Below are 26201 nucleotides of genomic sequence, written 5' to 3'. Positions count from 1 at the left end.
GCAGTCCGTCAGTCCGTCAACCCTTCTTCCCACGTCTGACCACGAGCTTCACCGCTCGCGACGTGGAACCCGAGATCTGCGGAGTACCTACGTAGAACACCTTGATCTTGTTCTTGGGCTTCTTCAGGCGCGGCAGTTTGAGTGTGACGCCACCGCCCTGCTTCTCCTTGAGCACGGCCTGGACGAGCTTCTTGCGCCCGGCCTTGACCATGATCTTGCCGGCGGGTCCGGCGAGCCCTTCGACGCTCACGGTGATGGTGATCGTCGCCCTGTCCTTGCGGGTGATCTTCTTCGCCGACAGGACCGCGTGCGTGGCCGAGACCATCTTGGGGATCTTGATCGGGGCGGAGGTCGCCGTCCCGTCACCCTGTCCCTCCTTCTTGGCGACGACCAGGACCGACAGGTCCAGGGCCGCGTCCTGCGGGAGCACCCCGTAGGAGGAGCCGGTGGCGTCCTTGATCGGGGAGCCGTTGCGCAGCCACTGGTAGGAGATCCGGGTGTCCTTCGGCCAGCTGCCGGGGTTCGCCCGGAGCTCCCCGCCGACCCGCGCCTCACCTGAGATGTCGGGCGGTGCGGTCGCTGTGAGGATGGGACCGAGCACACCGGTGATCGCGTTGCTCAGCACCTTGGCGTCGGTCAGACCCGGCTTGCGGCCGTCGACCTGGACCGAGATCGCGGCTCCGAGGTCCTGGGTGTCGACGGTGTAGGTGGGTCCGTGCTGTCCGCGCAGCGGTTCACCGTTGCGCAGCCAGGTGTGGCTCGTCTCCACGCCCCCCTGGTCCCAGGTGGGCAGCGTGAGGGTCAGGACGCTGCCGACCTGTCCGCTCCCCGCGATGCTCGCGGGCACCGTCACGGTCGGCGCGGCGCCGACGGTTCCCGGGACCGCGTTGCTCACGCTGACCCCGTCGTCGTACCCGTCGAGCCTGCCGGTCACCCGCAGGGTCACGGGGCGGCCGATGTCCTCGGACGTGACGGTGTAGGAGGTGCCGGTGGCTCCCTCGATCTCCCACCCGGAGCGCAGCCACTGGTAGGTGTTCACCACTCCCGGCAGGTTCCAGCTCGGCGCGCGACCCGTCAGGACGGTCCCGACCGCGCCGGAACCCTCGATCCGGGTGGGGGTGCTCGCCGCGGGGGAGGCGTCCACCCGGAAGGAGCGCCACGCGCTGCTGCCGAGGTCGGCCCCCTGCGGGTCGAGCGCGGTCACCCGCCACAGCCAGTCGCCACCGGCGATGGCGGAGGCAGGCGCCCAGGCCAGCGCCGTCGTCTCCTGCCTCTCCACCACGCTGGGGGAGGAGGCGGGACGGCGCTCGAACCGGTAGGTCGCGGCGCCGGGGGTGGCCTTCCAGGAGAAGTAGCCGTCACGCGGGGGGACCGTCGCCCCGGTCGCCGGACCGGTGACCTCCGGGGCGTCGCCCGCCACGGTGAACCTGCCCCAGTCGCTCCACGCCCCGTTGCGGTCGCTCGCGTCCAGTCGGCGCACCCGCCACACGTACGGCTTCTCGGCACGCGGCAGGGGAGCGAGGTTGGTCAGGGTCACCTGCGGGGTGACGACGCTGAAGACCCGGTTGGCGTCGCTGGCGTTGGTGTCGTTGTCCCGGTAGACCTCCACCTGGTACTTGGCCGCGTAGTTGAGCGGCGTCCAGGTCAGGGGAGTGTTGCCCGGGACGACTCCGCCGCCGGGGTTCGACTCCAGCGGACTGACGAGCGCGGGTGCGGGGGACCGCTTGTTGAAGACCCGGATCGGGCTCCACGGCAAGGGGCGGTTGTTCCCGTCGAAGGCCTGGACCCGCCAGTAGACGGGACCCTCGGGATAGGTCGTCGCGAACGAGGTGAAGGAGCGCTGGTCGACCTGGACGTCGTCGAGGATCGAGCCCTGGAAGGTCGGCTCGGTGGAGACCTGGACCCGGTACTGCCGGGCCTCCACGGTCGCCTTCGTGGTCAGCGGGGTGTCTCCCCGCGGCTGGTCCCGGTTGGACTCCAGGTAGCCCTTCCACCGGAACGTGACGTCGTCCTGGATGGTGGGCACGCTGGCCCCCTCTGCCACGGGGTAGGCGATCCCCGGGCCGCTCCCCAGGTCGACCGGGTTGCTCATCTTGTTGAACGCGTGCGCCGGGTACTCCGGCGGGGTGCAGACGTCGTCGTACTTGCACGGTTGCACGTGCCAGAAGTACGCCGAACCGGCCTGGCTGTCCTCGAACGTGCCGGTCGTCAGCCAGGTGGTGGACTCGGTGCTGACCGGGAAGCCCGGCAGCACCGACCCCTCGGTCATCTCGCGGTCCTTCGAGAGCCACACCTTGTAGTAGCCGGCCTCGGGCTGGGGCGACCAGGAGAGCAGCGGGGTCTGCCGCAGGTTCTGGCACTCGGCCGGCAGCGTGGCCGCGCAGGTCTCGCTGCCGCCACGGAGCAGCCCGGTGGCGGTGAGGGCGGCACGGTGGCCGTCGACGTCGGGAAGCGTGACGATGCGGAAGAGGCCGCCGTCGGCAGTGCCCCGCACGGCGCCGTTGGAGTAGGCCTCGACCCGCCACTCGTAGGTCCCCTCGGCGATGAAGTCCGCTCCGGCGTCCTGGCCCTCGGGGTACTGGAAGATGTCCCGGACCTCCCGCCAGGCCCCCGGACCCTCAGGCCGGATCCAGACCCGGTAGTGGGTGACGTCGCCTCCCGTGGCGGTCCACCTCAGCAGGGGGAACCGGGAGAAGGTGGGCACGCCGTCCCCCCCGTCGACGGGGGAGACGATGGTGGGGGTGGTCGGCCCTGGGGCGGGCATCTCCGCCAGGGTGAAGACCGGCTGGGACTCCTGCAGCCAGCCGGCGCTCATGCGTCCGCTCGCCGACACGGTCTGGACCATCCAGCGGTAGCTGCCCGGGTCGAGCTTCCACCGGGGCGTCCAGCTCAGCGAGGCCGTGGTGAACGCCTGGGCGCCACTGCCGTCCAGCGGGGTGATCGTCACCCGGTACCGCGCAGCTCCCGAGACCGGCTTCCAGGTCAACGTCGGGATGGTGACGGTCTGCCCGTCACCGGGGGAGACGAGCTCGACCGTCTCAGCGCTGTAGGTGAACTGACGGGCCTGGGCGCGGGCCGCGATGGCGTCGGTCGCGGGGGGATTCCCGCTGAAGTCGTCGAAGGCCAGGACCCGCCACCAGTAGGTGCCGGCGTCGTTCGGCCAGCAGGAGGCCGCGTCCTGGGGCACCAGGGTGGTGTGGACGGTGGTGCAGCGGCGGATCTCGCCCGCCCGGTCGAAGCTCCGGTCCGGACTGAACTCGACGACGTAGCGGCTCGCCAGCGGTGCGGGGGTCCACTCGAACATGGGAGCCCCGGTGAGCTCTGCCCCCGCCTCCGGGAAGAGAGGCACCGGCTGGTCGGGCCAGGCGCGACGGAACCGCCAGATCGGGCTCTTGTCGAAGTCCTTGCTGTACCCCGTGACGTCCTTCCCGCGGACCCGCCAGTAGTACTCGTCGTTGCCCAGGGTGTCGGGGCGCGCGTAGCTGGTCCCGGTGATGTTGCGCCGCTCGTGGACGATGCTCAGGAACCGGGAGTCGGTGGAGATCTGGAGGTCGTAGGACTGGGCGCCCGGGATGGGGTCCCAGTCCAGGACGGCGTCGTCGACGACCGCCCCGTCACCGTCGGGACCTGCCAGCGGCGCCCGGCGGGTCGCGTCGTCGAGCTGGACCACGGTGTAGGAGCGCGGCGCGGAGGTGCGCGAGAAGATGCCGTTGCCGAGCCGTGCCTTGACCCGCCAGTGGTAGGTGCGCTCGATACCCGGGGTCTGGACGGTGTGGTGGAGGGACTTGGTGGAGACGGTGGTGATCGCGCGCTCGTCGGTGAAGAGCGGGTCCGTGCTGATCTCCACGACGTACTCGATGGCGCCCTGGACGGCTGTCCAGGAGAGGACGACGGGCTCGTCCGGCTGCTTCAGGGGAGCAGACCCGGGAGCGGTCGGGGTGGGAGCCGCGAGGTCGGAGAGGGTGAAGGTGGCGCTCGACCAGTCGCTCAGGGCTCCTCGCACGGTCGAGCGGACCCGCCAGGTCAGGGGCAGGTTGCGCGGCAGCTGGACGGTCGGGACCGCCTGTCGCTGGACCGTGTCGAGTCCCCACAGCACGTTCCCCGAGCCGTTGAGCACCTCCACCCGGTAGCTGCTGGCCTCAGGGACCCGGGTCCAGGTCAGGGTAGGCGTGTCGCTGAGCACGTCGCCCGCGGGGATGAGGCTGCCGGGCGGCTGGGCCGACGACGGGGCCACCTGCCCGGGCCCCAGGACTGCGAGGCTGCTGACGAGTGCGGCCGTCACCAGCGTGACGAGCACCTGGCGCCACGACGACGGACGGTGGGAGATGACCTGCATGCGTGCCCCTACTGATGCCGAGGCTCGACTGCGCGCTCGGACCCGGATGTGTCTTCAAGGGCACGCTAGGGCGCGGACGGGACACGCGTGGGCGAATGGGGGAAAAGTGTGCGACCGGACAGCGGCGCGGAGAGGTCAGTCGAGACCGAGGGAGAAGGCCGCCTCGAGGTCGTGGCGTGAGTAGCTGCGGAAGGCGATGTGCGTCTCGGTCTCCCGGACGCCGGCCACCTTGTTGAGCTGGTCGGCCACCACCCGCGCCACGTCCTCGTGCTGGGAGACCCGCACCAGGGCGATCAGGTCGATCTTGCCGGTGACGGAGTAGACCTCGCTGACGCCGTCCAGGGCCGCGATGGCCTCGGCGACCTCCGGGATCCTGGCCACGTCGGCCTTGACGAAGACGATGGCGGTGATCATGGAGGCGAGACTACCGAGTGGGCTGGTGCACGGGGGACGGCAGACGCTGCTCGTCGAAGGGGACCAGGCTCAGACGCGAGTGGCTGACCGCGTCGTGGAGGGCCAGGTGACGACCAGCCCCTCCGACGGGGCAGGCCCACTCGCCCTGCACGTCGATCAGGCGGACCCCCGGTGACTCCAGCCAGCGCAGGATCCGCTCGGTCTCCTCGGCGCTGGCGGCCGGCACGGGACCCGGACCGGCGCTCACGGTCTCGGCGGACGCCGTGAGCTCGGCCACGAACTGGTGGGCGTCGGCGCCCGCCGGGATCACCCCGGCGCCAGCGAGCCGGCCGTGCCGGATCACGTGCACGGCCCAGCGGCCGTCGTCCTCGCGGCGACCGGCGACCACCTGAGAGCACCGGGCTAGGGCGCCGAGACGCTGGGTGCGCGCCACGGCGCGCACGAAGGCGGCGAGCCGGTCGCGGTGCACCCCCGCTTCCTCGAAGCGCTCCCCGCCGGCCAGGGCCTCCATCCGCTCGTTGATCCGGGCGACGACCGCGTCCGGCCTCCGGAGCAGGCTGTCGCGCAGTCGGCTCACCACCGCGGCGTAGGCGGCGGTGTCGACGGAGCCGTCGCAGGGCGCCAGGCAGCGTGCCATCTCGGCCAGCGCACAGGCGGACCGGGACGGCGCCAGGGGGAGCCGGCCGCTGCACTGACGGATCGGGAAGACGTCGTGGAGCGCCTCGAGGCTCTGCTCCGCCACCCGACGCGAGGAGAACGGGCCCAGGTAGTCGGCGTCGTCGTCGAGGACGCGTCGGACCAGCGAGAGCCGCGGCCAGGGCTCTCGGGTGAGCTTGAGGAAGTGCATCCGCTCGGGGAAGCGTGAACGACGGTTGTAGCGCGGCTTGTGCTCCGCGATCAGCCGGAGCTCGCGCACCTCCGCCTCGAGGGGGGTGGCGCACTCGAGGCCGGTCACGGTGGCGGCCAGACCGACCATCTCGCCCATGCGCGACCGCGTCTCGGAGGCGGTGAAGTAGGTGCGGACCCGGGTGCGCAGGTCTCGGGACGTTCCGACGTAGAGCACCCGGGCCTGGTCGTCGCGGAAGAGGTAGACCCCAGGGGCGTGCGGCAGCGACTCGGCGAGGTGGCGCTTGCGACGCTGGGCGCTGGTCACCTTGGCGCTGAACGTCTGGAGCTCCTCCAGGGTCTGCACCCCGAGGGAGCCCAGTCGCTCGATGAGGCCGTGCAGCACGTCGACGGTGGCGCGTGCGTCGGCCAGCGCGCGGTGGTTGGGGGTGGTCGTCGACCCGAAGAGCCGTGCCAGGCTGCCCAGCTTGCAGTTGGGGGTCTCGTCGCGCGTGACGACCCGGCGTGCGAGCTTGGCGGTGTCGATCACCTCGAACCGGGGCCACGGCCGGCCCTGCTCCTTGGCGAAGTGCTGCAGGAAGCCGACGTCGAACGGTGCGTTGTGGGCCACCAGGACGGTGCCGGCGGCGAACTCCAGGAACGCGGGGAGGGCGGAGTCGATCGCGGGTGAGTCCGCCACCATGGAGTTGGTGATCCCGGTCAGCACCGCGATGAAGGCAGGAATCTCGGCCCGAGGGTTGACCAACGTCTGGAACTCGCCCAGCACCTCGCCGCCCCGGACCTTCACTGCGCCGATCTCGGTGATCATCGACCCCGCTGCCGCCGATCCTCCGGTGGTCTCCAGGTCGACCACGGTGAACGTCAGGTCTCGAAGCGGGCGCCCCAGCTCGTCGAAGCTGCGCTGCGTCTCCCACCGTCCGGTCCTGGCCACGGCCGCGCTGTTCATGTCGGGGACGCTAGACGTGCGCACCGACAGGACCGGCGAGGCTCGCGGACTACTGTGGGCGCACCAGCCGCCACGAGAGGATCCGAGCGTGACCCCGCACCAGGACGAGGGTGGGCCGATCTCCCTCGCCCAGCTGCCGGAGCCGGTGCGGCGCCGGGTGCTCGCGCTGGCTGCCGAGGCGCTGCCCCGGGTGGCTGGGCTGCCGGCGTCCCTGCAGAAGGTCGCATCCTTCGCCCCGGCCCGGCGGGCCCGTGCGGGCGCGGCACTGCTGGAGGCGGCCCTGGGCGACGAGGACCTGCGGCGCCGGGTGGCGACGCAGGTGGAGGCCGTCTCCGCGTCCCCGTCAGGCCCTCCGGAGCCCGACGAGCCGGTCGCGGCGGATGCCGTGACTCGAGCCGCGCACTGCTGGCTGCGCCGGCCCGAGGGATGGCGCGAGAGGCTGGACTCCTGCCTGGAGGAGCTCACGGAGGAGACCTCGGCGCGGGTCGACGAGCGGGAGGTCGCACGGCTGAGGGAGAGGGTGACCGCGCTCCAGCGGTCTGCGCAGGAGAGCAGATCGGAGCAGCGGGAGCGGCTGCGGGCGCTGAGGGAGGAGAACGCGGACCTGCGGCGCAAGCTGGGGGAGACCCGCACTGCCCTTCGTGCCGCACGCGGCGAGCTGGAGTCCTCGGCGAGCGCGGAGGAGAGCGCCCGGCAGGACGCCGAGCTCGCTGCGCGCCAGGCCCAGGCGGAGGTGCGCCGGATGCGTGCGCAGGTCGAGCAGCTGACCCGGGAGCTCCAGACCGCACGGCGCGAGAGCCGCACCGGTCGGGACGAGACCACCGTGCGCGCCCGGCTTCTCCTCGACACGGTCGTGGAGGCGGCCACCGGACTGCGTCGCGAGCTCGGACTGCCGGTGGTCGACGGGGTCCCTGCGGACGCGGTGCGCGTGGACGGGGCGGCGACGGCCGGGACGCCCGGCCCGCGTCCGGCGGAGACACCTGAGTCGCTGGAGACGCTGCTGGCCCTGCCGCGGGCCCGCCTCCTGGTGGACGGCTACAACGTGAGCAAGGCGGCGTGGGGCTCCTCGTCGCTGGAGGTCCAGCGGATCAGGCTGCTCTCCGCGCTGGCGCCCGTGGTGGCGAGGACGGGGGCCGAGACGACGGTGGTCTTCGACGCGCACGAGGCCGAGAGCCGGCCGGTCGTGCGGACTCCGCGAGGGATCCGCGTCGCCTTCAGCCCGCACGGAGTGATCGCCGACGACCTGCTCCGCCAGTACGTCGCGGCCGAGCCCGTGGGGAGACCGGTCGTGGCGATCACCAGTGACGGTGCGCTGGGCGCGGACCTGCGGGCGGGGGGCGCGCGGGTGGTCCCGGCGGCGACCCTGATCCGGCTCCTGGGCTGAGCGACACGCCGCCCCGCGCCGCACCCGTCCCGGCTTGTCGGCGGTCGGTGCTTGGGTCCTTCACATGACGACGCGAATCGATTGCGACACCTGCGTGGTGCGCGGCCTGGCCTGTCACGACTGCGTGGTGACCGTGCTCCTGGGCCCACCCCCGGAGCTCACCTTGGAGGACGAGGAGACGGCGGCGCTCCAGGCGCTGGCCGCCGGGGGGCTGGTGCCACCGCTGCGGATGGTGCACCCGCAAGCGGGCCCCATCATCGAATCTGCGTAAATTCAGGCGAGTTTTGGACGGTCCCGTCGCTGGCGACTAGCCTGTCGCAGGGCTCCCTCGCGGAGCCCTTGTTCCTAGCATCTGACAGCAGAGGAGACTGGCGGCTCGTGAGCCTCGCCCCCAAGCGTCTCAGTGGCGTCGCCGTCGCTCTGGCGGCCGTCGTCGCGACCGGACTCGTCGCGGCGCCCGTGCAGGCCGAGCCGGACATCGACGAGGTCCAGGCGAAGGTCGACCGTCTCTACCACGAGGCCGAGCAGGCGCAGGAGCGCTACCACGACGCAAACCTCAAGCTCGAGGGGCTGTCCGACGAGCTCACCTCGCTCAAGGCTGACCAGAAGCGTCAGGACGCGCGGCTCGAGGTGGTCCGCGAGCAGGTCCAGGAGTCGATCGTCCGGCAGTACCAGGGCGAGAGCATCTCCACCGTCGGTCAGGTGGTCGTCTCGGACGACCCGAGTGCCTTCCTCGGCCAGCTCTCGACGATGTCGGCCTTCAACGACCTGCAGAACGACCTCTTCGACTCCTTCAGCACGGAGGTCGAGGCTCTCGGGATCCGCCAGGAGGCGACCCAGGAGCGGCGCGCCGAGATCCAGAGCACCACCGAGGAGCTGGCCGAGGAGAAGGCGGCCGTCGAGGCGAAGCTCGACGAGGCCAAGAAGCTGCTGGCCCGCCTGGAGGACGAGGAGCGCGAGCGCCTCTTCGCCGCCTCGCGGAGCTCCTTCACCCGGCTGCCCAGCAGCGTCCCGGCCTCTGGCCGTGCCGCCGTGGCCGTCAAGGCCGCGATGGCCCAGGTCGGTGATGCCTACGTCTACGGCGCCGTCGGCCCGAACGCCTACGACTGCTCGGGCCTCACCATGATGGCGTGGGGAGCCGCCGGGGTCGGCCTCCCGCACTCCTCGAGCGCCCAGTTCAGCTCCGGTGCCCGTGTCGCCCAGAGCGACCTGCAGCCGGGAGACCTGGTCTTCTACTACAGCCCGATCAGCCATGTGGGCATGTACATCGGCAACGGCATGATCGTGCACGCTGCCAACCCCGGCAGCGGGGTCCGGGTGGACGGCGTCTTCTCGATGCCGTACGTCGGCGCGGTCCGCCCGGGCTGACCTCGCGTCCGCGCCCGGGACCACCGGGTGGTCACGGCGGTCCTGAGAGGATCGACCCGTGACGTCAGAAGACCGCCCTGCGCCCTCTTCGCGTGCTGTCGCCGTGGCCGTCCTCTGCACCGGCCTGGCAGCCCTGGTCGTGTTGGGCTGGTGGCTCGTCCCCTGGAGCCCGGTGCCGGGCGGCGTGCCGGCTCCCGTGGATCCGTCGACGCTCTTCTCCCAGGCTGAGCTGGAGCGCGCGGAGGAGTACTCCCGCCGTGCCCGCGCCTGGAGCTGGAGCTCCCTGGCCCTGACCGTGTTGATCCTCGCAGGACTCGGGTTCACCCGGGCGGGGAGCAGGATGGTGGCCCGCCTCCGGGGACCCTGGTGGGTCCGGGTGCTGCTCGGCGTGGTCGGACCGCTGCTCCTGGCACGCCTGGTGACCCTGCCCCTCGCGGTGGGCGCGTGGCGGCTCCGGGTCGACGAGGGGCTCTCCACCCAGACCTGGGCGACCTGGGCGGTGGACCTGGCCAGGGGGGAGGCGGTCGAGATGGCCACCTTCGCCGCGGTCGTCCTTGTCCTCGTCGGCACCGCCCGGGGGGCGCGACGGTGGTGGCCGGCGATCGCAGCCGCAGTCCTGGGGACCGGGGTCGTGCTGGGCTCGTTCGCCTACCCGCTGCTGGTGGAGCCCGCGTTCAACTCCTTCGAGCCGTTGCCCGCCGGTGAGCTGCGGGACGCGGTCGAGACGATCGCCGCTGAGCAGTCGGTCGACCTCGAGGACATCGTGGTCGCGGACGCCTCGCGCCGGACCACGACGTTGAACGCCTGGGTCTCCGGGCTGGGGGGGACCAGGAGGGTCGTCCTCTACGACAACCTGGTCGACGACGTGCCTCAGGGCCAGGTGCTGGCGGTGGTCGCGCACGAGCTGGCACATGCCAAGCACCAGGACGTGGTCGTCGGGACGGTGCTCGGCGCGGCGGGCGTGGTGACGGCCGTCGGTCTCCTGGCCCTGTTGCTGCCGAGGATCACGCGTCTCTCGCTCGCGGATCCGCGGGTGGTGCCCCTCCTGGTGGCGCTGGTCTTCGTGGGAGGGCAGCTGGCGCAGCCGGTGCAGAACATGGTAAGCCGTCGCATCGAGCTCCGCGCCGACGTGACGGCGCTGGAGTCCGTCGAGGACCCTGGCGACTTCGTGGAACTGCAGCGGCAGCTCGCGGTGAGGTCCCTCGCCGACCCGACCCCACCGGCGTGGTCACACTGGTGGTGGGGGAGTCACCCGGGGGTGCTCACCAGGGTCGCCCTGGTGCGCTGAGTCAACGGACGCGCCGAGCCATGGCCGCGTGGCCCGGGGCTGCGGTCGTCATGGTGCGCACTGGGCCTGGGTGATCTTGGTCTTCAGGCTCCCGCACGAGTCGTCGAAGAGACCCACCACGGCGCCGCCGAAGAGGAAGACTGCCGTGACGATGATCGCGGCGATGCCGGCAACCAGCAGGCCGTACTCGACCGAGGAAGCGCCCAGCTCGGACTTCCGGTGCGGGGCAGCGGTCCGGTCGATCGCGTTGCTCTCCATGGGAGATCCTTTACGTGAATGCGCCGCGGCGCGGTCCCGCAAGGCAGGACCGCGCCGAGCACGAACGGATCAGTCGGTCAGTTGGTGCCGCCGCTGTTCTTGATCGAGGTGGAGGTGCCGCTGAAGATGTCCTTGACCAGGCCGCCGAAGGCGAAGACGGCGACGACGATGATCGCGGCGATGCCGGCGACCAGCAGGCCGTACTCGACGGCGGAGGCGCCCCGCTCGTCCATCTTGGCCTTCTTGGCGTCCAGCAGGATGGTGAGGTACTGAAGCATGGTGGGTCCTTTCGGGGAATGCTCTGGGATTCTGGTCCGGCAGGCACTCGCCTGATCCGTGGACCCAATCCTCGTCGAGTGCGCCGATCCATGAGATCGGAAGACCGGTCACGGTGCCCTAGTCACAAAGGACTACTCGGCCCCGTGGTCGGGGGAGGCTCAGCGGCCGGTGGGGTTCATCGAGGAGAGGAGACCGCTGCGCATCGCGGTCACCAGCGCCTGGGCCCGGTTGGTCGCGCCCAGCTTCTGGTAGATCCGGGCGATGTGGGACTTGGCGGTCGACTCGCTCATGTAGAGCTGTCCGGCGATCTGTCCGGCTCCCAGCCCGTCGGCCAGGAGCACCAGGACCTCCTGCTCGCGGTCGGAGAGACGCGAGGTCTCCCCGCTCATCCGCCGGATCATCGCCGCGGAGAGTCCCGCGCACAGGAACGTCCTGGGCGAGACCGCGGCGTGCTTCGCCGCCTTCACCACCTCGGTGGAGGGTGCGTCCTTGCCGACGAAGGCGGAGGCACCCGCCTCCATCGCCGCGAAGATCTGCTCGTCGCCCGAGTGCATGGTCAGCACCACGAGGCCGGTCTCCGGCGCCTCCTTGCGGACGGCCCGCACGATGTCCAGACCGGTCCCGTCCGGCAGCTGGAGGTCGGTCACCACGACCTGCGGGTGGTGACGCTGGAACTGCTCCAGTGCCTCCCCGACGGAGCCGGCCTGGTCGACCACGTGGGTGGAGGGGTCCAGCGAGAACGCCGTGGCGAGGCCCGCCCGGATCAGCTCGTGGTCGTCCACCAGGAGCACCGACGTGGGGGAGGGCGTGGGGGTGGGGGTGGGGTCAGTGGTCATGAGACTCTCGCGTTCCTGGGGAGTGGGCGGACGTCGTGCGAAGGGAGCCTGTCGAGCGGGGCGCCCACGTGCACCGAGACGACCGTGCCGCGGGTCGGGCTCGAGCGGACCTCCAGCACCCCGCCGATCAGGGCTGCCCGCTCCTTCATGATCGAGAGGCCGTGGGAGTCGCGGCGCCCGGCCTGCAGGCCCCGTCCGTCGTCGGCGACCACGATCCGGGCGTTGGGGGCCTGCACTCGGCAGTGCACGTCGATGAGGGTGGCCTGAGAGTGCTTGACCGCGTTGTTCATCGCCTCCTGGGTGATGCGCAGCAGCTCGGCCTCCACCTCGTGGCGCAGCCGGCTCGTCCGCTCGTCGACCGTCACCTTGATCGGGGTGCCCGAGACGTCGCTCAGGTGCCGGGCCAGGGTGGCGATGGCGGCGCCGAGGCTCTCGCTCGAGCCAGCCTGGGTGCGCAGGGTCATCACGGAGCGCCGTACCTCGGCCACCACCGAGGTGATCATCCCGCGGAGCTGGAAGAGCGCGTTCTGCTGCTCCGGGCTGGTGGCCGTGGAGACCAGGGCGTCCACCACGTAGCCCATGGACGCGATGTCCTGCGCGACGCCGTCGTGCATCTCCCTGGCCAGTCGACGCCGCTCGTCGGACATCGCGGCGTCCCGGAAGGCGGTGAAGAGCTGGGCGGTGTCGAGCCGCAGCGCCGCGGGGGCCAGCCGCTCCGCCAAGGTGCGGAGGCGCTCGAAGACGTCGACCGAGTCGGGGTTCGAACCGGCAGCCAGCCGTCCGGTGACGACCGCGATCGGGGCGTCGGCGTGCGAGACGGGGAACCCGAAGTCGTGGCCCAGGACGCGGGGGTGCCCGTCGTCCCAGACGGCCTGGGCCAGCTCCTGGCTCTCCTCGCCCTCCAGCCCGTCCTGGGAGGATCGCGTGACCAGGGGCAGCAGCACGCCGTCGCGCCGCACGTGCAGGACCACGACCTCCGAGGGCAGCTCGGAGCTCACCGCGTCCAGGATCTCACCGCCCATGCTCGTGGGGTCCAGGCCGCCCTGCAGCTTCGCCGACAAGTCGTTGAGCTCGGTGAGCAGGGTCCGGGCCTCGCGGTAGGCGAGCGTCCCGTCGTCCCGGGCGGAGGTGCTGACGAAGAAGCCCGCGACGAGCCCCAGGCCGAGGCCGGTGACCATGAACATGAAGACGTCGGTCACCTGCGAGCTCTGCGGGGCGTCGCCGACGAGGAACATCACCAGGGTGGTCCCGCCCAGCTGGAGCAGGAGCGACTCGGCCACACCGGGCAGGCCGCGCAGCAGGCCGTGGACGAAGGGCGGGACGGCAAGCCCGGCCAGCAGGGCGGGAGCGCTCTGGTAGAACGCGCCGGCCAGCACGCCGACCGTGAGCGCTTCCACGGCGCAGACGATCCGCAGTGGCGTCTGCGTCCGCAGCAGCCACCCCGCGGTGACCCACAGGGCGGCGAGGCCGAAGAGTCCGCCCAGCGCGTCGACGTCGCGTCCCCAGGCGATCGACATCGCGACGGTGACCAGCACGAAGGCGCGGGCGCCTTCGATGAGCCCCGCCTGCTGGAGCCGCTCGCCCCGGCCGAGCATCAGGCGAAGGTGTCCATGATGCTGATCACGGCCGGCCCGATGACCACGATGAACAGGGTGGGCAGGATGCAGAAGATCAGCGGCACCGTCATCTTCACCGGGACCTGCTGCGCCTTCTCCTCGGCCTTCTGCCGCCGCTTGATCCGCATCTCGGCGGACTGGACGCGGAGCACCTGGGCGATCGGGATGCCGAAGGCGTCCGCCTGCACCAGGGCGCTCACGAAGCTGCGGAGGTCGTCGAGGTTGGTGCGGTCGGCGAGGGCGCGCAGGGCGGCGCTCCGCCCCTGCCCGATCTGCATCTCCCGCAGCACCCGGGCGAACTCCTCGGACAGCGGGCCGTCGGTGTTCCTCGCGACCTGCTGGACGGCGGCGTCGAAGGCGAGCCCGGACTCGACGCTGATGGTGAGGAGGTCGATCGCGTCCGGGAGCCCTCTGCCGATGGTCTCCTGGCGCTCGTGGGCCTTCTGGTACAGGTACATGTTGGGGCCGAAGTAGCCGGCCACAGCACCCAGGGCCCAGAAGACGATCTTGCCCACGAGCCCGAAGGTGAGCATGAAGGAGAAGAGGACCGCGACGACGAGGCCCGCGACGGCACCGATCACCTTGAGCGCGACCACGCGGTCCACGGTCCAGCCCGCGGGGTTCCCCGCGAGCTCGAGCTTGCGGTAGATCCGCTCCGTGCTGTCCGCGCCGGTGAAGCGGCGGCCGATCACTAGGGCCCGGCCCTGGAGCGGCGCCAGCACCCGCTCCGCGAAGGGGCGGTCGAGCTCGGCGGTGAGCTCCTTGGGCACGTCGCCCATGGACTCCAACGCGGCCAGGGACCGGCTCAGCCCGGCCTCCTTCACCGGCGCCCCCGTCGCCATGGCGGCCAGCAGGATCGCCATGCCCACCAGCAGGAACCCCAGCACCAGATAGATCGTCATCAGATCTCCACCTTGATCAGTCGGCTCATCCAGAAGGCGCCCACCGCGAGCATCATCGCGGCGCCGCCGAGCATCAGCCAGCCCAGCGGCTCCCGGAAGAGCACGCTGACGTAGTCGTAGCTGGTCAGCATCAGGTAGCCGAGGAAGACGGGCGGAAGACCTCCGAGCACGTAGGCCGAGATCTTGCCCTCCGCCGCGAGTGCCTGGACCTGACGGCGCATGTACTCCCGCTCCCGGATGGTCCCGGCCACGGTGTCGAGCAGCTCGGCGAGGTTCCCGCCGACCTGACGCTGGATCTTGATGGCCATGACGACCCACTCGAAGTCCTTGCTGTCGAACCGCTCCGCGATCCCCTGCAGCGCGTCCTCGAGGGAGACCCCGAGACGCGTCTCGACCAGGACGCGCTTGAACTCGCTCGCGATCGGCTCGGTGCCCTCGCGGACGATCGTGTCCACCGACTGGGCGAGGGAGAGCCCCGCGGAGAGGGAGCCCGACATGAGCTGCAGGGTGTCGGGGAGGGCCGCGTTGAACTTCTTCAGCCGCTTCTTCTTGGCGCGGCCGAGGTAGAGCCACGGGACGATGGCGCCGATGACGATGAAGAGCAGCCCCACGCCGAGGCTGCCGCCTCCGAGGACGACCCCGAGGAGCCCGGCTCCCACGATGATGCCGGTGTGCAGCAGCAGCCACTCCGAGGACCGGAAGCCGCTGTCGGCCGCCTCCAACCGCCCGGCGATCCGCTCCTCGAGCGACTTGTTGCGCTTCAGCACGGCGTCCGCGGCTCCGCGGAACTGGGCCAGCCTCTCCTCCGACCCGGGTCCGGACCTGCCGGGCGCGGGGGCAGCGCCCGAGGCGAGGCCGGCATACATGGCGACCCGCTCCTCAGCAGTCATCTGGCCCTTCGCCATCCCGGTCAGCAGCGTGCCGAGGAAGATCAGCAGCCCGGCGCCGACCAGCGACACCGCGGCCCACATCGCCCAGTCGGGGAGGATGATGCCCCGGTCGGGAGAGGGCAGCGTCACCTTGCGGGGGGTCGGGGCGCTCGCGCGCACCGGAGCGAAGACCTCCGCGGTCAGGATCCCGGTGCCGGTCGGCAGCGAGACCGAGATCGTCGCCTCGTCAGCCGCCCCGGCGGGGACCTGCGAGGTGACCAGGACCTGGCTCGCCAGGATCTCCGCCTTCTCGGAGAAGGCGGCGCCCAGGGCGTCCACGTCGGCGCTGATCACCTGGCCGTTGCCGGCGTTGCTGAGCTCGGTCAGGGGACCGAGGTCCCCGTCCTGCTCCAGGGCGACCACGTCGACCAGGACCCCCGTGCGCGAGATGGCGGAGGTGACCTCGTTGAGGGCGGTCTGGCTGGTGTCCGCCCCGTCCGAGAGGACGAGCAGGCTGCGCTGTCCCTCGGTCCCGGCGAGCTCGGCAGCGGTGATCACGCCGTCGTACAGCCGGGTCTGACGGGCCAGCGTCAGACCGGCGATCGCGCTGCGCGCCGCCTCGCGGTCGGTCGTCGGCGGCACCGCCGGGACGACCGTCTTGTCGAAGGTGACGAGGCCGACCTCGACGTCGGCCGGCACGGAGCCGAGGTAGACCTCGGCCGCGGCCTTGGCCGCCTCGAAGCGCTCACCGTCCATCGAGCGACTGGTGTCGATCACCAGGACGGTGGTCCGCTGGACCGACTGTCCACCCGCGGACTCGGCCGTGGCCTCCGCGGAGGCGCCGTCGAACGAGACCTCGACGCCCTCCATCTCCACCTCGGCGCCCGGAGGCACGGCGACCAGCAGCTGGATTCCTTCGGCGGTGGACTGGACGTGGGTGATGCTGGCGTCGTCCGCCGCGTGCGCGGCGATCGGGAGACCCAGGAGTGCCGCCACCCCGAGGGCGGCCAGCACGCGCGAGAGGCCGCGCATCAGAACCGCTCCGGCACGAAGATCATCGGGTCGACGTGCACGTTGTTGTAGGTCATCTTCTCCAGGAACTTCGGCCTCAGACCGGTGGCCCTGAGACCACCCAGGGTCCGGCCCTCGGTATCGAAGCCGGCCGAGTGGTCGTAGAGGAAGACGTCCTGGAGCGTGATGATGTCGCCCTCCATCCGCTCGACCTCGGTGACGTGGGTGATGTGGCGCGACCCGTCCTTGAACCGGGTCTGGTGCACGATCAGGTCCACCGCCGAGGCGACCTGCTCGCGGATCGCGCGCACCGGCAGATCCATCCCGGCCATCAGCACCAGGGTCTCCATGCGGGACAGGGTGTCGCGGGGACCGTTGGAGTGGACGGTGCAGATGGAGCCGTCGTGGCCGGTGTTCATCGCCTGGAGCATGTCGAGGGCCGAGGCGTCACGGACCTCACCGACGATGATGCGGTCGGGCCGCATGCGCAGGCTGTTCTTCACCAGGTCGCGGATCGTGACCGCGCCCTTGCCCTCGATGTTGGAGGGCCGCGACTCCAGCCGCACCACGTGCTCCTGCTTGAGCTGGAGCTCGGCGGCGTCCTCGATGGTGACGATCCGCTCGTCGGAGGGGATGAAGGAGGAGAGGACGTTGAGCGTGGTGGTCTTGCCGGCGCCGGTGCTGCCGGAGACGATGATGTTGAGGCGGCCGCGGACGCAGGCGTCGAGGAACTCCTTGGTCTGCTGGCTGATGGAGCCGAACTTGACGAGGTCGTCCGCGGTCAGGGGATCGGTGGCGAACTTGCGGATGGTCAGCGCGGAGCCGTCGATGGACAGCGGAGGCACGACGGCGTTGACGCGGCTCCCGTCGGGCAGACGCGCGTCCACCATCGGGCTGGACTCGTCCACACGCCGGCCGATCCGGGAGACGATCTTGTCAATGGTGCGCCGCAGGTGGGCCTCGTCCTGGAAGATCGCGTCGGCCGCGACGAGCTGGCCCTTGCGCTCCAGCCAGATGCTGTGGGCGCCGTTGACCATGACCTCGGAGACGTCGGGGTCGCGCAGGTAGGGCTCGATCGGGCCGTAGCCGAGGATGTCGTCGCTGATCTCGCTGGTGATCTGCTGCCGGTCGGCGGCGCTGATGGGCCGGTCCGACTTCTTCAGCACGTCGGCGAGCGCCGCCCGGACCTTCTGGTCGAGCTCGCTCTGCTCGAGGTTGGCGTCGTAGAGCTGGGGGCCCAGCTGCCGCAGCAGCTCGGCGTGGACCGAGGACTTCAGCTCCTCGATCCGGTCCGTGTTGGCCGACTGGGGCCTCCGTGACGACGTCGGGTCCGGGACCGGGGTCCGGCGGTCGTTGAGGGGGGAGTCCGAGGCGCCGACGGGCGACGGGGGCACCATCATCGGCTCCTCGACCAGCATGTCGGCGAGGGGGGTCTCGACGGCGACCGGCGCCGTGACACCGGGAGCGGGGATGCCCGCGGCGGCGGCGGCCTCCTCGGCGCGTCGCCGTGCGGCCAGACGTTCGGAGAGGTTGCTCATCGTGTCATCTCCTGCTGATGCGGAAGCGCTTCTGGCCCTCTTCGCGCTTCTCGGTGGGGGCGGGCGCGGGGACCGGGGTCACGGGTTCGGTCTTGACCGCCTTCGGCGCCTTGGCGGCCTTCGGGGGCCGGATCTTCTGCGACGGGACGTCGGTGGGCTGCGCGGTCTCGTAGCCCATCAGCTTCTCCGCCAGGGCCCGGACGGCCTTGGAGGAGGGGTGCGAGGGGGAGGAGAGCATCAGCGGCCGGCCGGCGTTGGTGGCCTTGGCGATGTCCAGGGAGGTCGCCACGCGGGCCGCCACGTCCATCCCGAGGATCCCCTCCACCTTGTCGGCTCCGATCCCGACCTGCTCGTCGGCACGGTTGAGCAGCAGGTGACGGTGGCCCTCGGCGACGCCGAGCACGTCGAGGGTCTCCAGGGCGACCTTCACGTTCTTGAGGGTGGGCACGTCGAGGGTGGCGACGATGATGCAGTCGTCCGTCTCGTCGAGCGCGGTGAGGGTCTGCTCGTCGAAGGCCGGCGCGGTGTCCAGCACGAGGTAGTCGAAGTGGTCCTGGAGGGTGCGCAGCAGCCGGGTCACCAGGGCACCGGTCACCCGCTCCCGGGCGTCGGGCTGGCTGGGCGCCGCCAGGACCATCAGGCCGCTCTCGTGGGGCGTCATGAGCTCCTCGATGAACGCGTAGTCCATCGACTGCTCACCCCCGATGGCGTGCTCGATGGAGTGGGTGGGGAAGAGCTGGAGGGTGATCGCGATGTCGCCGAAGGCGAGGTCGAGGTCGACCACGCAGACCTTGTTCTCACCCCCGCGCATCAGCGCGATGCCGAGGTTGACCGACATCGTCGTCTTCCCCACCCCGCCCTTGGGGGAGAAGATCGTGATGACGCGCCCCAGCCGGGAGGAGGGCGCGGCATTGCCCCGCAGCGCCGCCCAGAGGGCGTGGGCACGCTGCAGGGCTGCGTTGACCTGGGGGAGGTCGCTGGCGGTCACGACCTCGCGGACGCCGGCGTGCATGGCCTGGGTCAGGACGTCGGTGTCCACGCTGTCGCGGACCAGGACCACGCTTGCGGTGGGGAGCGCGGTGCGCATGCGGTCGGAGATCGCCATCGCCTCGGCGACCGAGAGGCTCGGCCCCAGCACCACGGCGTACTCGTCGGTCCGGTGCGCGAGCCAGCCGAAGAGCCGCTCCTGGCTGTCGACCACCTGCGTGCCCGCGGGGAGCACGGTCAGGAGCGCCGCAGCCTTGGCGGGGTCCGCGTCGAGAAGGATGGGCATCGTGGTCGCCTAGCTGAAGAGATTCTGGAGGTTCATGCCCGGGTTGGGCTGGACCTTGGTGGTTCCGGTGCGCAGACCGAAGGAGAGCTCGCCGTTGGTGGCGGCGAACATCAGCTTCTCCGCCTGGTCCTGGTCGACGGCCAGCGTCAGCAGCGTCCGCGGAAGCTGCTCGACGGTCTCGGCGCCGGTCTCGTCGGTGGAGGTGGTGGAGACCAGCGTCGTCGAGCCGGCGGCGAGGATCGTGACCTCGGGGAGCAGCAGCCGGGTGAACGGCTTGCCGTCCTCCGCTGTGCCGTTGAGCCAGATCGCGACGTCCGATCCCGCGGAGATGAAGCCGGCGACCCGCGCGGTGTCGGTGAGCTGGACGGAGACCGCCAGCTTGCCGTTCGGGATCGGCAAGGACGACGAGGCGCCCACCCCGCCGAACTTCTCGGGCACGATCTGCTCGCCCGGGTAGATGTTGGTGTTGGCCGCCAGGCCCTCCAGGGAGTCCGTCGTGGTGACGGCGCTGGGCAGGACCGAGTTGCGGGGCAGGTTCTGGCGCTGGATCTTCCCGTTGGCCGCCGCGTCGGCGATCGTCTCGCCGGTGACGATCGGGCTCACGGCGGTGAGGACCTCGACCGTGTCGTACTGCTCTGCCGCCCTGTTGTCCGCGCTCTCCACGTAGAGGTAGACGAGGGCGGTGCCGAGCAGCGCCACGACGACCGCTACGACGAGCAGGAGCTTGCGTCGATCCATGGGTTGCGCCTCCGGTCTCAAGCAGACCGGGGCTCTTCCGGGCCCGGCACTGCGTTCCTGTCCATTCCGTCACACCCTGCCCAAGGAGCGAGACGGGTGTGGCGGAAACTTCGGATCGAACGCTAGTGGTCTGTACCGGGTCTTGTTCGCGTTTTCGTCAAGGAAGGTAGAGCGCCTCCACCTCGTCGCGGAACTCCCGCATGACGACGTTGCGCTTGAGCTTGAGGCTGGGGGTGAGGTGGCCCGCCTCCTCCGTCCAGGCGGCGGTCAGGATGGCGTACTTGCGGATCGACTCGGCCCGGGAGACCGCCTTGTTGGCGTCCTCCACGGCCGCGTCGATCTCGGCCCGCAGCTCCTCGTCCTGCACGAGCTGGTCGAGGGAGCCCTTCTTGCCGCGGGACTCCGCCCACCCGGGCAGAGTCTCGGTGTCGAGGGTGATCAGGGCGCCGATGAACGGCTGGCCGTCACCGACCACCATGCACTGGTCGATCAGCAGGTGCGAGCGCATCCGGTCCTCCAGCACCGCGGGGGCCACGTTCTTGCCCCCGGCGGTCACCAGGATCTCCTTCTTGCGGCCGGTGATCCGGACGAACCCCTCGTCGTCGATCTCGCCGACGTCGCCGGTGTGGAACCAGCCGTCGGCATCGAGGGCCTCGGCGGTCGCCGCCTCGTTGTTCCAGTAGCCGGCGAAGACCTGGCCGCCGCGGAACAGGAGCTCGCCGTCGTCGGCCACCCGCACCGTGGTGCCGCCGAGCGGCCGACCCACCGTTCCGACCTTGTGGGCGTCGGGGAGGTTGACGCTGAGGGCGGCGGTGGTCTCGGTGAGCCCGTAGCCCTCGAGGACCGTGAGGCCGATGCCGCGGTAGAAGTGCCCGAGACGCTCCCCGAGGGGGGCGCCGCCCGAGACCGCGTGCAGGCAGCGGCCGCCCAGGGCGGCCTCGAGCTTGCCGTAGACGAGCTTGGTGAAGAGGGCGTGCTGGATCCGCAGGGAGACCGGGACCCGGCCCTTGTCCTGGGCCTTGGACCACGCGATGGCGGTCTCAGCGGCCCGGTTGAAGATCTTGCCCTTGCCGTCCGCGGCGGCGTTCTGCGAGGCCGTGTTGAAGACCTTCTCGAAGACCCGGGGGACGGCCAGGATGAAGGTCGGACGGAAGACCTGGAGATCGGCGACGAGGTTCTTGATGTCGGCACTGTGGCCGAGCACGACCCGCCGCTTGATGGCGCCGATCTGGATGATGCGGGCGAAGACGTGGGCCAGCGGCAGGAAGAGCAGCGTCGAGGCGCCGTCGGCGAAGAGCTCGTCGAGCTCGTCGACCGCGACGCCGAGCTCGAACATGAAGTTGCCGTGGGTGAGCATGCACCCCTTCGGCACCCCTGTCGTGCCGGAGGTGTAGATCAGGGTGGCGAGGTCGTCGCGACCGGCGGCGGTGCGGCGTCGCTCCAGCTCGTCGTCGTCGACCTCCTGGCCGAGGCTGGTCAGCACCTCCAGCGCGCGGTCCTCGATCGACCACAGGTGGTGGAGGCACTCCAGGTCGGCCCGGACGCTGGTGACCCGGGCGGTGTGCTCCGGGCTCTCCCCGATCACGGCGCGGGCCCCGGAGTCGGCGAGGATCTGCCGGATCTGCTCCGACGACGAGGTCTCGTAGACGGGCACGGTGACGGCGCCGGCGAACCAGATCGCGTAGTCCAGGAGGGTCCACTCGTACCGGGTCTTGGAGATCAGGGCGACCCGGTCGCCGGGCTCCAGCCCAGCGGCGATCAGCCCCTTGGCCACTGCGCTGACCTCGGTGAGGAACTGCCCCGCGGTCACGTCGACCCACTCCTGACCGGTGTTGCGCCGGAAGACCACGGCATCCCCCGCGAGCCGGGCGTTGGTGACGACGTCATCGGTGAGGTTCCCGGTGCTGGGGAGCTCGGTCGTCAGGGGCGTGGAGAACTCACGCAAGTCAGGTGCCTCCTGGTTCGGGGTTTTCAACGCGCACGTTACCGCCGGGTCCGCCGGGCGAAGGATCCGGTAGGGTCGCGAGCCTGATCCGTATCCGTCGGTCACCACCGGCCGGCGACCAACGAGTGGGGGCAGGGATGGCCGAGCAGACCACGTCGTCCATCGTCGTCGACGCCGAGCCGCGTGCGGTGATGGACGTGATCGCCGACTTCGAGGCCTACCCCGCGTGGGCGAAGGGCGTGCGCACGGTCAAGATCGTGGACCCCGGCTCGGACGGCCGGGCCGACCAGGTCTTCTTCGCCCTCGACGTCTCCCCGATCAAGGACGAGTACACGCTCGCCTACCAGTGGGACGGTGACCGGGCGGTCACCTGGACGCTGGTGGAGGGCAAGATGCTGCGTGCCCTCGACGGTGCCTACCTGCTCAAGGACCGTGGTGACGGCTCCACGGAGGTCACCTACCGGCTGGCCCTCGACGTCTCCATCCCGGTGATCGGGATGCTGAAGCGCAAGGGCGAGAAGATCCTGATCGACACCGCCCTCAAGGGTCTGAAGAAGCGCGTCGAGTCCCTCTGACCTTGCGAGTCCTTCTCTTCACCGGCAAGGGGGGCGTCGGCAAGTCCACGGTCGCGGCCGGGACCGCGGCGGCCTCCGCCCGCGCGGGCCGGCGCACCTTGGTGGTCTCCACCGACGCCGCGCACTCGCTGGCCGACGCCTTCGGGGTGACGGCAGGCGCGGAACCGAGTGAGGTCTCCCCGCACCTCTTCGTGCAGCAGGTGGACGCGCAGCGCCGCTTCGAGGAGTCGTGGGGCGAGATCCAGGCCTACCTGCTCGGGATGCTCGACGTGGCCGGGATGGATCCCGTCGCCGCCGAGGAGCTGACCGTGCTGCCCGGCGCCGAGGAGGTGCTGGCGCTCCTCGAGCTGAGGCGGCAGGTGCGTGCGGGCGGCTGGGAGACCGTGGTGGTCGACTGTGCTCCGACCGCGGAGACGCTGCGCCTGCTCGCCCTCCCGGAGGCGCTGGGCTGGTACATGAGGCGGGTCTTCCCCGTGCAGCGCCGGGTGGTCCGTGCCCTGAGCCCGGTGCTGGGCCGGGCGGCGGGGGTGCCGATGCCCGGGGAGCCGGTCTTCGACGCGGTGACGCGCCTCCACGAGGAGCTGGGTCAGGTGCGCGACCTGCTGACGGCGCCCGGGGCGAGCGTGCGGCTCGTGCTCACCCCGGAGCGGGTCGTGGTGGCGGAGGCGCGCCGGTCGTGGACCACGCTGTCGCTCTACGGGTACTCCGTCGACGGCGTGGTCGCCAACCGCGTCTTCCCCACCGACGCCCAGGACCCCTGGCGCGCGGGGTGGGTCCGGGCGCAGGCGGCGGTGCTGGCCGACGTCGAGAGGTCGTTCTCCGGGCTCCCCGTCTGGCGGGCCGAGTACCAGGCCCAGGAGCCGGTGGGAGAGGCCGCGCTGGCGGCGCTCGCCGCGGAGCTCTACCGCGGGGACGACCCGCTGGCGGCGCCGGCCGTGGAGACACCCTTCGAGGTGGCCCGCACGCCCGCTGGCTTCCTGCTCACCCTGCGGCTCCCGCTGGCCGACGCCGGCGACGTGGACCTGGCCAGGCACGAGGACGATCTGGTGGTCACCGTGGGCTCCTACCGCCGCGTGCTGACGCTGCCCGCGGCGCTGGCGCGCCTGCGGGTCACGGCGGCGCGGGTGGACGGCGGCCGGTTGCAGGCCCGATTCGAGGAGGCAGGATGAGCGAGGAGCAGGACGACGTCGACGGCTCGGCGGAGGTCGGATCGCTGGGTGAGGAGGCCGTGCGCCTCCTCGGGGCGCTGGCCGGCTGGACGGCCGAGCACGCCTCGGACCTCGGGAACGCCCCCCAGGAGGCGGCCGACGCTCCGGACTCGCGCGACGAGGCCGGACCGCACGCCGCCCCCGGCGCGTCCGAGTGCTCGGTCTGTCCGCTGTGCCGCACCGTGCACGCGCTGCGCGGGCTCAGCCCGGAGGTGAGGTCGCACCTGGTCTCGGCCGGCACCCACCTGCTGCAGGCCGGCCTCGCGGTCCTCTCCCAGGTGCCGACGCCTGCCGGCGAGGCCGAGGGGCCGAAGGGGTCGCCGGTCGAGCACATCGACCTCGGGGAGGATTGGCCTCAGGACCCGGTGGAGGAGTGAGCGCGCCGGTCTGGGTCGGGGTCGACATCGGCGGCACGAAGGTCCTCGCGGGGGTGGTGGGGGCGGACGGCCGCGTGCGCACGACGGCCCGGCGCGAGACTCCGGGGCGGACGGCGCCCGTCGCGTTGATCGAGGATGCCCTCACCGAGGCGGTGCTGGAGGCTGCGGGGGGCGCGGCGCTGGCCGGGGTCGGGGTGGCCGCGGCGGGCTTCGTGGACGCGCCGGGGGAGCGGGTCGTCTTCGCGCCGCACCTGCCGTGGCGCGACGACCCCGTGCGCGACCGCCTCAGCGAGCGCTGGGGCGTGGCGGTGTCGCTCGAGAACGACGCCACCTGTGCAGCCCTGGCCGAGTCCGAGCACGGCGCCGCGCGTGGGGTCGCCAGTGCGCTGGTGCTGACCCTGGGCACGGGGATCGGCGGCGGCGTGGTGGTCGCCGGACAGGTCCTGCGGGGAGCCGCCGGGATGGCGGGGGAGTTCGGGCACATGAAGGTGGTGCCCGGCGGCGCCGCCTGCGAGTGCGGGGGACGCGGGTGCTGGGAGCAGTACGCGTCGGGGCGGGCGCTGGTGCGACTGGTCCGCGCCGACTGGGGCGCCCGATCGCCCCGGCTCTCGGCGAGGTGCGGGGACGACCCGGCCCGGGTGACCGGTCCGATGGTCACCGCCGCGGCGGCGGAGGGCGACCCGCTGGCGCGGCAGGCCCTGGAGGAGGTCGGGCGCTGGCTCGGGCTGGGGCTCGCCAACCTGGTGGCGGCCTTCGATCCTGCGTGCCTGGTGGTGGGGGGAGGGCTTGCCGCCGCCGGAGAGGGTCTGCTCGCACCCGCACGGCGGGCACTCGGGGAGTCCCTGGTCGGGGCGGCCCACCGTCCCGTGCCGCCCCTGCGCGCGGCGGCGCTGGGACCGGAGGCCGGCCTGGTGGGCGCCGCCCTGCTGGCCCGGCGTGCTCAGTCGCGTCGGTAGCCGGGCACCAGCTCGTGGGCCAGCTGCTCGAGGAAGAGGCCCACGTCGGTGACGATCCCGCGAGCCTGGGACGAGCCCCGGTCGGCCAGCTTGGTGACCGTGGCGGGATTGATGTCCACGCAGACGAGCGGGATGGAGGCCGGCAGGATGTTTCCGGTGGCGACCGAGTGGAGCATGGTCGCGACCATCAGGCAGAAGCCGACACCGGGCAGCTCGGCACGCATCGCGCGCTGGCCCTCCAGCACGTCGGTGTAGACGTCGGGCAGGGGGCCGTCGTCGCGCACCGAGCCGACGAGCACGAAGCGCTTGTGGTGGGTGACCAACGCGTGCATGATGCCGCCGGTCAGGACGCCACTCTCGACCGCGGCCGCGATCGACCCCTGCTTGCGGATCGTGTTGAGGGCGCGGATGTGGTGCTCGTGGCCGTGCTTGACCCCGCGGCCGTGCGCCAGGTCGACGCCCAGGCTGGTGCCGTAGAGGTTCGCCTCGATGTCGTGGGTCGCCAGCGCGTTGCCGGCGAAGAGGACGTCCACGAAGCCGGCCTCCACCATCGCCACCATCGCCGGCGCGGCTCCGGTGTGCACGACCCCCGGCCCGCCGACCCACAGCACCTTGCGGCCGGCGGCCTTCGCCTCGCGCATCCCCTGGGCGACCTGGCGGACGAGCACCGCCTGGGGCTTCTCCGACGACACGTCGGACTCCATGAAGCCGAACTGCTCCTGCCGGCGGTCGACCTCCGGCACCGTCACCCGGACGCCGGCGGCACCGCAGATCACCTGCATGCCTACGCGCACGTCGGACATCGGGAGGGTGCTGATCCGGGTGCGTCCCGCCTCGGCCGTGACGACCAGCCCACAGTCCATCTCGGGGTTCTCGACCGGGTGCCAGGTCCCGGCGAGCCGCACCCTGGTCGGCAGGTTGGTGGTCGAGTAGAACCCGTCGGGGAACACCCCGTCGTGGTCGCAGGTCGAGACCGAGGCCTCACCGGGATCCACCATGTTGACGCCGCGGGTCTGCAGCCGCATCAGCAGCCGCTGGAGCGCCTCGTCGTCCGCGGCGGTGACGGTGATGGTCGCGGTGGAGGTGTCGGCGGCCTCGCGGCCGACGTCGATGGAGTCGATGACCCAGTCGCCGTCGTACTCGCGGATGTCGTCCAGGATCTGCGACAGGACCCCGCTGTCCATCAGGTGCCCGGTGACCTCGACGGTCTCAGTGCTGCTCATCTCGCCGACTGTAGT

General features: G+C 71.5%; 22 protein-coding genes. 8 read left to right on the top strand and 14 right to left on the bottom strand.

The annotated features are described in order from the left end of the window. Positions 1–16: 16 nt before the first annotated feature. The 3 genes from AC3X7R_RS16480 to AC3X7R_RS16470 all read right to left on the bottom strand — a co-directional run bounded on the left by AC3X7R_RS16480 (position 17) and on the right by AC3X7R_RS16470 (position 6542). Positions 17–4336, bottom strand: a complete 4320-nt coding sequence (locus tag AC3X7R_RS16480) for a hypothetical protein (protein WP_489966763.1) — start codon at positions 4334–4336, stop codon at positions 17–19. Between the two features lie 135 nt (positions 4337–4471). Beyond that, a complete protein-coding gene (locus AC3X7R_RS16475; RefSeq protein WP_489966762.1) occupies positions 4472–4750 on the bottom strand; it encodes an Lrp/AsnC family transcriptional regulator in 279 nt (92 codons plus the stop codon). A gap of 10 nt (positions 4751–4760) precedes the next feature. Beyond that, positions 4761–6542 carry a DEDD exonuclease domain-containing protein gene (locus tag AC3X7R_RS16470; protein ID WP_489966761.1) on the bottom strand — a complete coding sequence of 594 codons (1782 nt, stop codon included), beginning with the start codon at positions 6540–6542 and terminating at the stop codon, positions 4761–4763. Between the two features lie 88 nt (positions 6543–6630). Here AC3X7R_RS16470 and AC3X7R_RS16465 point away from each other — a divergent pair, with 88 nt between their 5' ends. From AC3X7R_RS16465 to AC3X7R_RS16450, 4 genes are all read left to right on the top strand, one after another. After that, positions 6631–7926 carry an NYN domain-containing protein gene (locus AC3X7R_RS16465; RefSeq protein ID WP_489966760.1) on the top strand — a complete coding sequence of 432 codons (1296 nt, stop codon included), beginning with the start codon at positions 6631–6633 and terminating at the stop codon, positions 7924–7926. 64 nt (positions 7927–7990) lie between these two features. After that, entirely contained in the window at positions 7991–8197 is a 207-nt protein-coding gene (locus tag AC3X7R_RS16460; RefSeq protein WP_489966759.1) for a hypothetical protein, read from the top strand. Positions 8198–8304: 107 nt separating this feature from the next. Further along, positions 8305–9294: a C40 family peptidase gene (locus tag AC3X7R_RS16455; RefSeq protein ID WP_489966758.1), complete on the top strand. Its 990-nt coding sequence runs from the start codon at positions 8305–8307 to the stop codon at positions 9292–9294. Between the two features lie 58 nt (positions 9295–9352). Then, positions 9353–10582, top strand: coding sequence for a M48 family metallopeptidase (locus tag AC3X7R_RS16450; protein WP_489966757.1), 1230 nt, complete (start codon positions 9353–9355; stop codon positions 10580–10582). 48 nt (positions 10583–10630) lie between these two features. Here the strand turns inward: AC3X7R_RS16450 and AC3X7R_RS16445 are convergent, their stop codons facing one another. The 10 genes from AC3X7R_RS16445 to AC3X7R_RS16400 form a co-directional block, all read right to left on the bottom strand. Further along, positions 10631–10840, bottom strand: a complete 210-nt coding sequence (locus AC3X7R_RS16445) for a Flp family type IVb pilin (protein ID WP_489966756.1) — start codon at positions 10838–10840, stop codon at positions 10631–10633. Positions 10841–10917: 77 nt separating this feature from the next. Next, positions 10918–11118: a Flp family type IVb pilin gene (locus AC3X7R_RS16440; protein WP_489966755.1), complete on the bottom strand. Its 201-nt coding sequence runs from the start codon at positions 11116–11118 to the stop codon at positions 10918–10920. Between the two features lie 159 nt (positions 11119–11277). Then, on the bottom strand, positions 11278–11955 hold the full coding sequence (locus AC3X7R_RS16435; RefSeq protein ID WP_489966754.1) for a response regulator transcription factor: 678 nt from the start codon (positions 11953–11955) through the stop codon (positions 11278–11280). Then, positions 11952–13550, bottom strand: a complete 1599-nt coding sequence (locus AC3X7R_RS16430) for a sensor histidine kinase (protein ID WP_489966753.1) — start codon at positions 13548–13550, stop codon at positions 11952–11954. The genes AC3X7R_RS16435 and AC3X7R_RS16430 overlap by 4 nt, the downstream gene beginning before the upstream one ends. Next, positions 13550–14473 carry a type II secretion system F family protein gene (locus tag AC3X7R_RS16425; protein WP_489966752.1) on the bottom strand — a complete coding sequence of 308 codons (924 nt, stop codon included), beginning with the start codon at positions 14471–14473 and terminating at the stop codon, positions 13550–13552. Before AC3X7R_RS16425 ends, AC3X7R_RS16430 begins: the two co-directional genes overlap by 1 nt. Next, the gene (locus AC3X7R_RS16420; protein WP_489966751.1) at positions 14473–16374 is read right to left on the bottom strand and encodes a type II secretion system F family protein; all 1902 of its coding nucleotides are present in this window, start codon (positions 16372–16374) and stop codon (positions 14473–14475) included. The genes AC3X7R_RS16425 and AC3X7R_RS16420 overlap by 1 nt, the downstream gene beginning before the upstream one ends. Continuing rightward, entirely contained in the window at positions 16374–17891 is a 1518-nt protein-coding gene (locus AC3X7R_RS16415) for a TadA family conjugal transfer-associated ATPase (RefSeq protein ID WP_489966750.1), read from the bottom strand. Before AC3X7R_RS16415 ends, AC3X7R_RS16420 begins: the two co-directional genes overlap by 1 nt. Positions 17892–17895: 4 nt before the next feature. After that, positions 17896–19164: a CpaE/TadZ family protein gene (locus AC3X7R_RS16410; RefSeq protein ID WP_489966749.1), complete on the bottom strand. Its 1269-nt coding sequence runs from the start codon at positions 19162–19164 to the stop codon at positions 17896–17898. 9 nt (positions 19165–19173) lie between these two features. Next, positions 19174–19902, bottom strand: a complete 729-nt coding sequence (cpaB, locus tag AC3X7R_RS16405) for a Flp pilus assembly protein CpaB (protein ID WP_489966748.1) — start codon at positions 19900–19902, stop codon at positions 19174–19176. A gap of 157 nt (positions 19903–20059) precedes the next feature. After that, the gene (locus tag AC3X7R_RS16400) at positions 20060–21847 is read right to left on the bottom strand and encodes an AMP-dependent synthetase/ligase (protein ID WP_489966747.1); all 1788 of its coding nucleotides are present in this window, start codon (positions 21845–21847) and stop codon (positions 20060–20062) included. 137 nt (positions 21848–21984) lie between these two features. On the opposite strand from AC3X7R_RS16400, the gene AC3X7R_RS16395 reads away from it, so the two are divergent. Genes AC3X7R_RS16395 through AC3X7R_RS16380 form a run of 4 tightly spaced genes read left to right on the top strand, consistent with a single transcriptional unit; the run spans position 21985 to position 24963 of the window. Beyond that, positions 21985–22422 carry an SRPBCC family protein gene (locus tag AC3X7R_RS16395; RefSeq protein ID WP_489966746.1) on the top strand — a complete coding sequence of 146 codons (438 nt, stop codon included), beginning with the start codon at positions 21985–21987 and terminating at the stop codon, positions 22420–22422. Positions 22423–22424: 2 nt separating this feature from the next. Beyond that, positions 22425–23591, top strand: coding sequence for an ArsA family ATPase (locus AC3X7R_RS16390; protein WP_489966745.1), 1167 nt, complete (start codon positions 22425–22427; stop codon positions 23589–23591). After that, a complete protein-coding gene (locus AC3X7R_RS16385; RefSeq protein WP_489966744.1) occupies positions 23588–24007 on the top strand; it encodes a hypothetical protein in 420 nt (139 codons plus the stop codon). Before AC3X7R_RS16390 ends, AC3X7R_RS16385 begins: the two co-directional genes overlap by 4 nt. Continuing rightward, positions 24004–24963, top strand: coding sequence for an ROK family protein (locus AC3X7R_RS16380; protein ID WP_489966743.1), 960 nt, complete (start codon positions 24004–24006; stop codon positions 24961–24963). The genes AC3X7R_RS16385 and AC3X7R_RS16380 overlap by 4 nt, the downstream gene beginning before the upstream one ends. Here AC3X7R_RS16380 and AC3X7R_RS16375 read toward each other — a convergent pair. After that, positions 24948–26186 (bottom strand): ornithine cyclodeaminase, nickel-pincer nucleotide-dependent, encoded by a 1239-nt coding sequence (locus tag AC3X7R_RS16375; protein WP_489966742.1) that lies wholly within the window; start codon positions 26184–26186, stop codon positions 24948–24950. The genes AC3X7R_RS16380 and AC3X7R_RS16375 overlap by 16 nt on opposite strands. Between the last annotated feature and the right edge of the window lie 15 nt (positions 26187–26201).

Source organism: Nocardioides sp. Z22_16 (assembly GCF_058134365.1).
This window is presented reverse-complemented; position numbering and strand designations above follow the sequence as displayed.

What these genes read in the sequence shown, in the direction of transcription:
- AC3X7R_RS16480 (WP_489966763.1), bottom strand. Translation starts at nt 4,336, where the DNA reads ATGCAGGTCATCTCCCACCGTCCGTCGTCGTGGCGCCAGGTGCTCGTC.
- AC3X7R_RS16475 (WP_489966762.1), bottom strand. Translation starts at nt 4,750, where the DNA reads ATGATCACCGCCATCGTCTTCGTCAAGGCCGACGTGGCCAGGATCCCG.
- AC3X7R_RS16470 (WP_489966761.1), bottom strand. Translation starts at nt 6,542, where the DNA reads ATGAACAGCGCGGCCGTGGCCAGGACCGGACGGTGGGAGACGCAGCGC.
- AC3X7R_RS16460 (WP_489966759.1), top strand. Translation starts at nt 7,991, where the DNA reads ATGACGACGCGAATCGATTGCGACACCTGCGTGGTGCGCGGCCTGGCC.
- AC3X7R_RS16445 (WP_489966756.1), bottom strand. Translation starts at nt 10,840, where the DNA reads ATGGAGAGCAACGCGATCGACCGGACCGCTGCCCCGCACCGGAAGTCC.
- AC3X7R_RS16440 (WP_489966755.1), bottom strand. Translation starts at nt 11,118, where the DNA reads ATGCTTCAGTACCTCACCATCCTGCTGGACGCCAAGAAGGCCAAGATG.
- AC3X7R_RS16435 (WP_489966754.1), bottom strand. Translation starts at nt 11,955, where the DNA reads ATGACCACTGACCCCACCCCCACCCCCACGCCCTCCCCCACGTCGGTG.
- AC3X7R_RS16430 (WP_489966753.1), bottom strand. Translation starts at nt 13,550, where the DNA reads ATGCTCGGCCGGGGCGAGCGGCTCCAGCAGGCGGGGCTCATCGAAGGC.
- AC3X7R_RS16425 (WP_489966752.1), bottom strand. Translation starts at nt 14,473, where the DNA reads ATGACGATCTATCTGGTGCTGGGGTTCCTGCTGGTGGGCATGGCGATC.
- AC3X7R_RS16420 (WP_489966751.1), bottom strand. Translation starts at nt 16,374, where the DNA reads ATGCGCGGCCTCTCGCGCGTGCTGGCCGCCCTCGGGGTGGCGGCACTC.
- AC3X7R_RS16415 (WP_489966750.1), bottom strand. Translation starts at nt 17,891, where the DNA reads ATGAGCAACCTCTCCGAACGTCTGGCCGCACGGCGACGCGCCGAGGAG.
- AC3X7R_RS16410 (WP_489966749.1), bottom strand. Translation starts at nt 19,164, where the DNA reads ATGCCCATCCTTCTCGACGCGGACCCCGCCAAGGCTGCGGCGCTCCTG.
- cpaB (WP_489966748.1), bottom strand. Translation starts at nt 19,902, where the DNA reads ATGGATCGACGCAAGCTCCTGCTCGTCGTAGCGGTCGTCGTGGCGCTG.
- AC3X7R_RS16395 (WP_489966746.1), top strand. Translation starts at nt 21,985, where the DNA reads ATGGCCGAGCAGACCACGTCGTCCATCGTCGTCGACGCCGAGCCGCGT.
- AC3X7R_RS16385 (WP_489966744.1), top strand. Translation starts at nt 23,588, where the DNA reads ATGAGCGAGGAGCAGGACGACGTCGACGGCTCGGCGGAGGTCGGATCG.
- AC3X7R_RS16375 (WP_489966742.1), bottom strand. Translation starts at nt 26,186, where the DNA reads ATGAGCAGCACTGAGACCGTCGAGGTCACCGGGCACCTGATGGACAGC.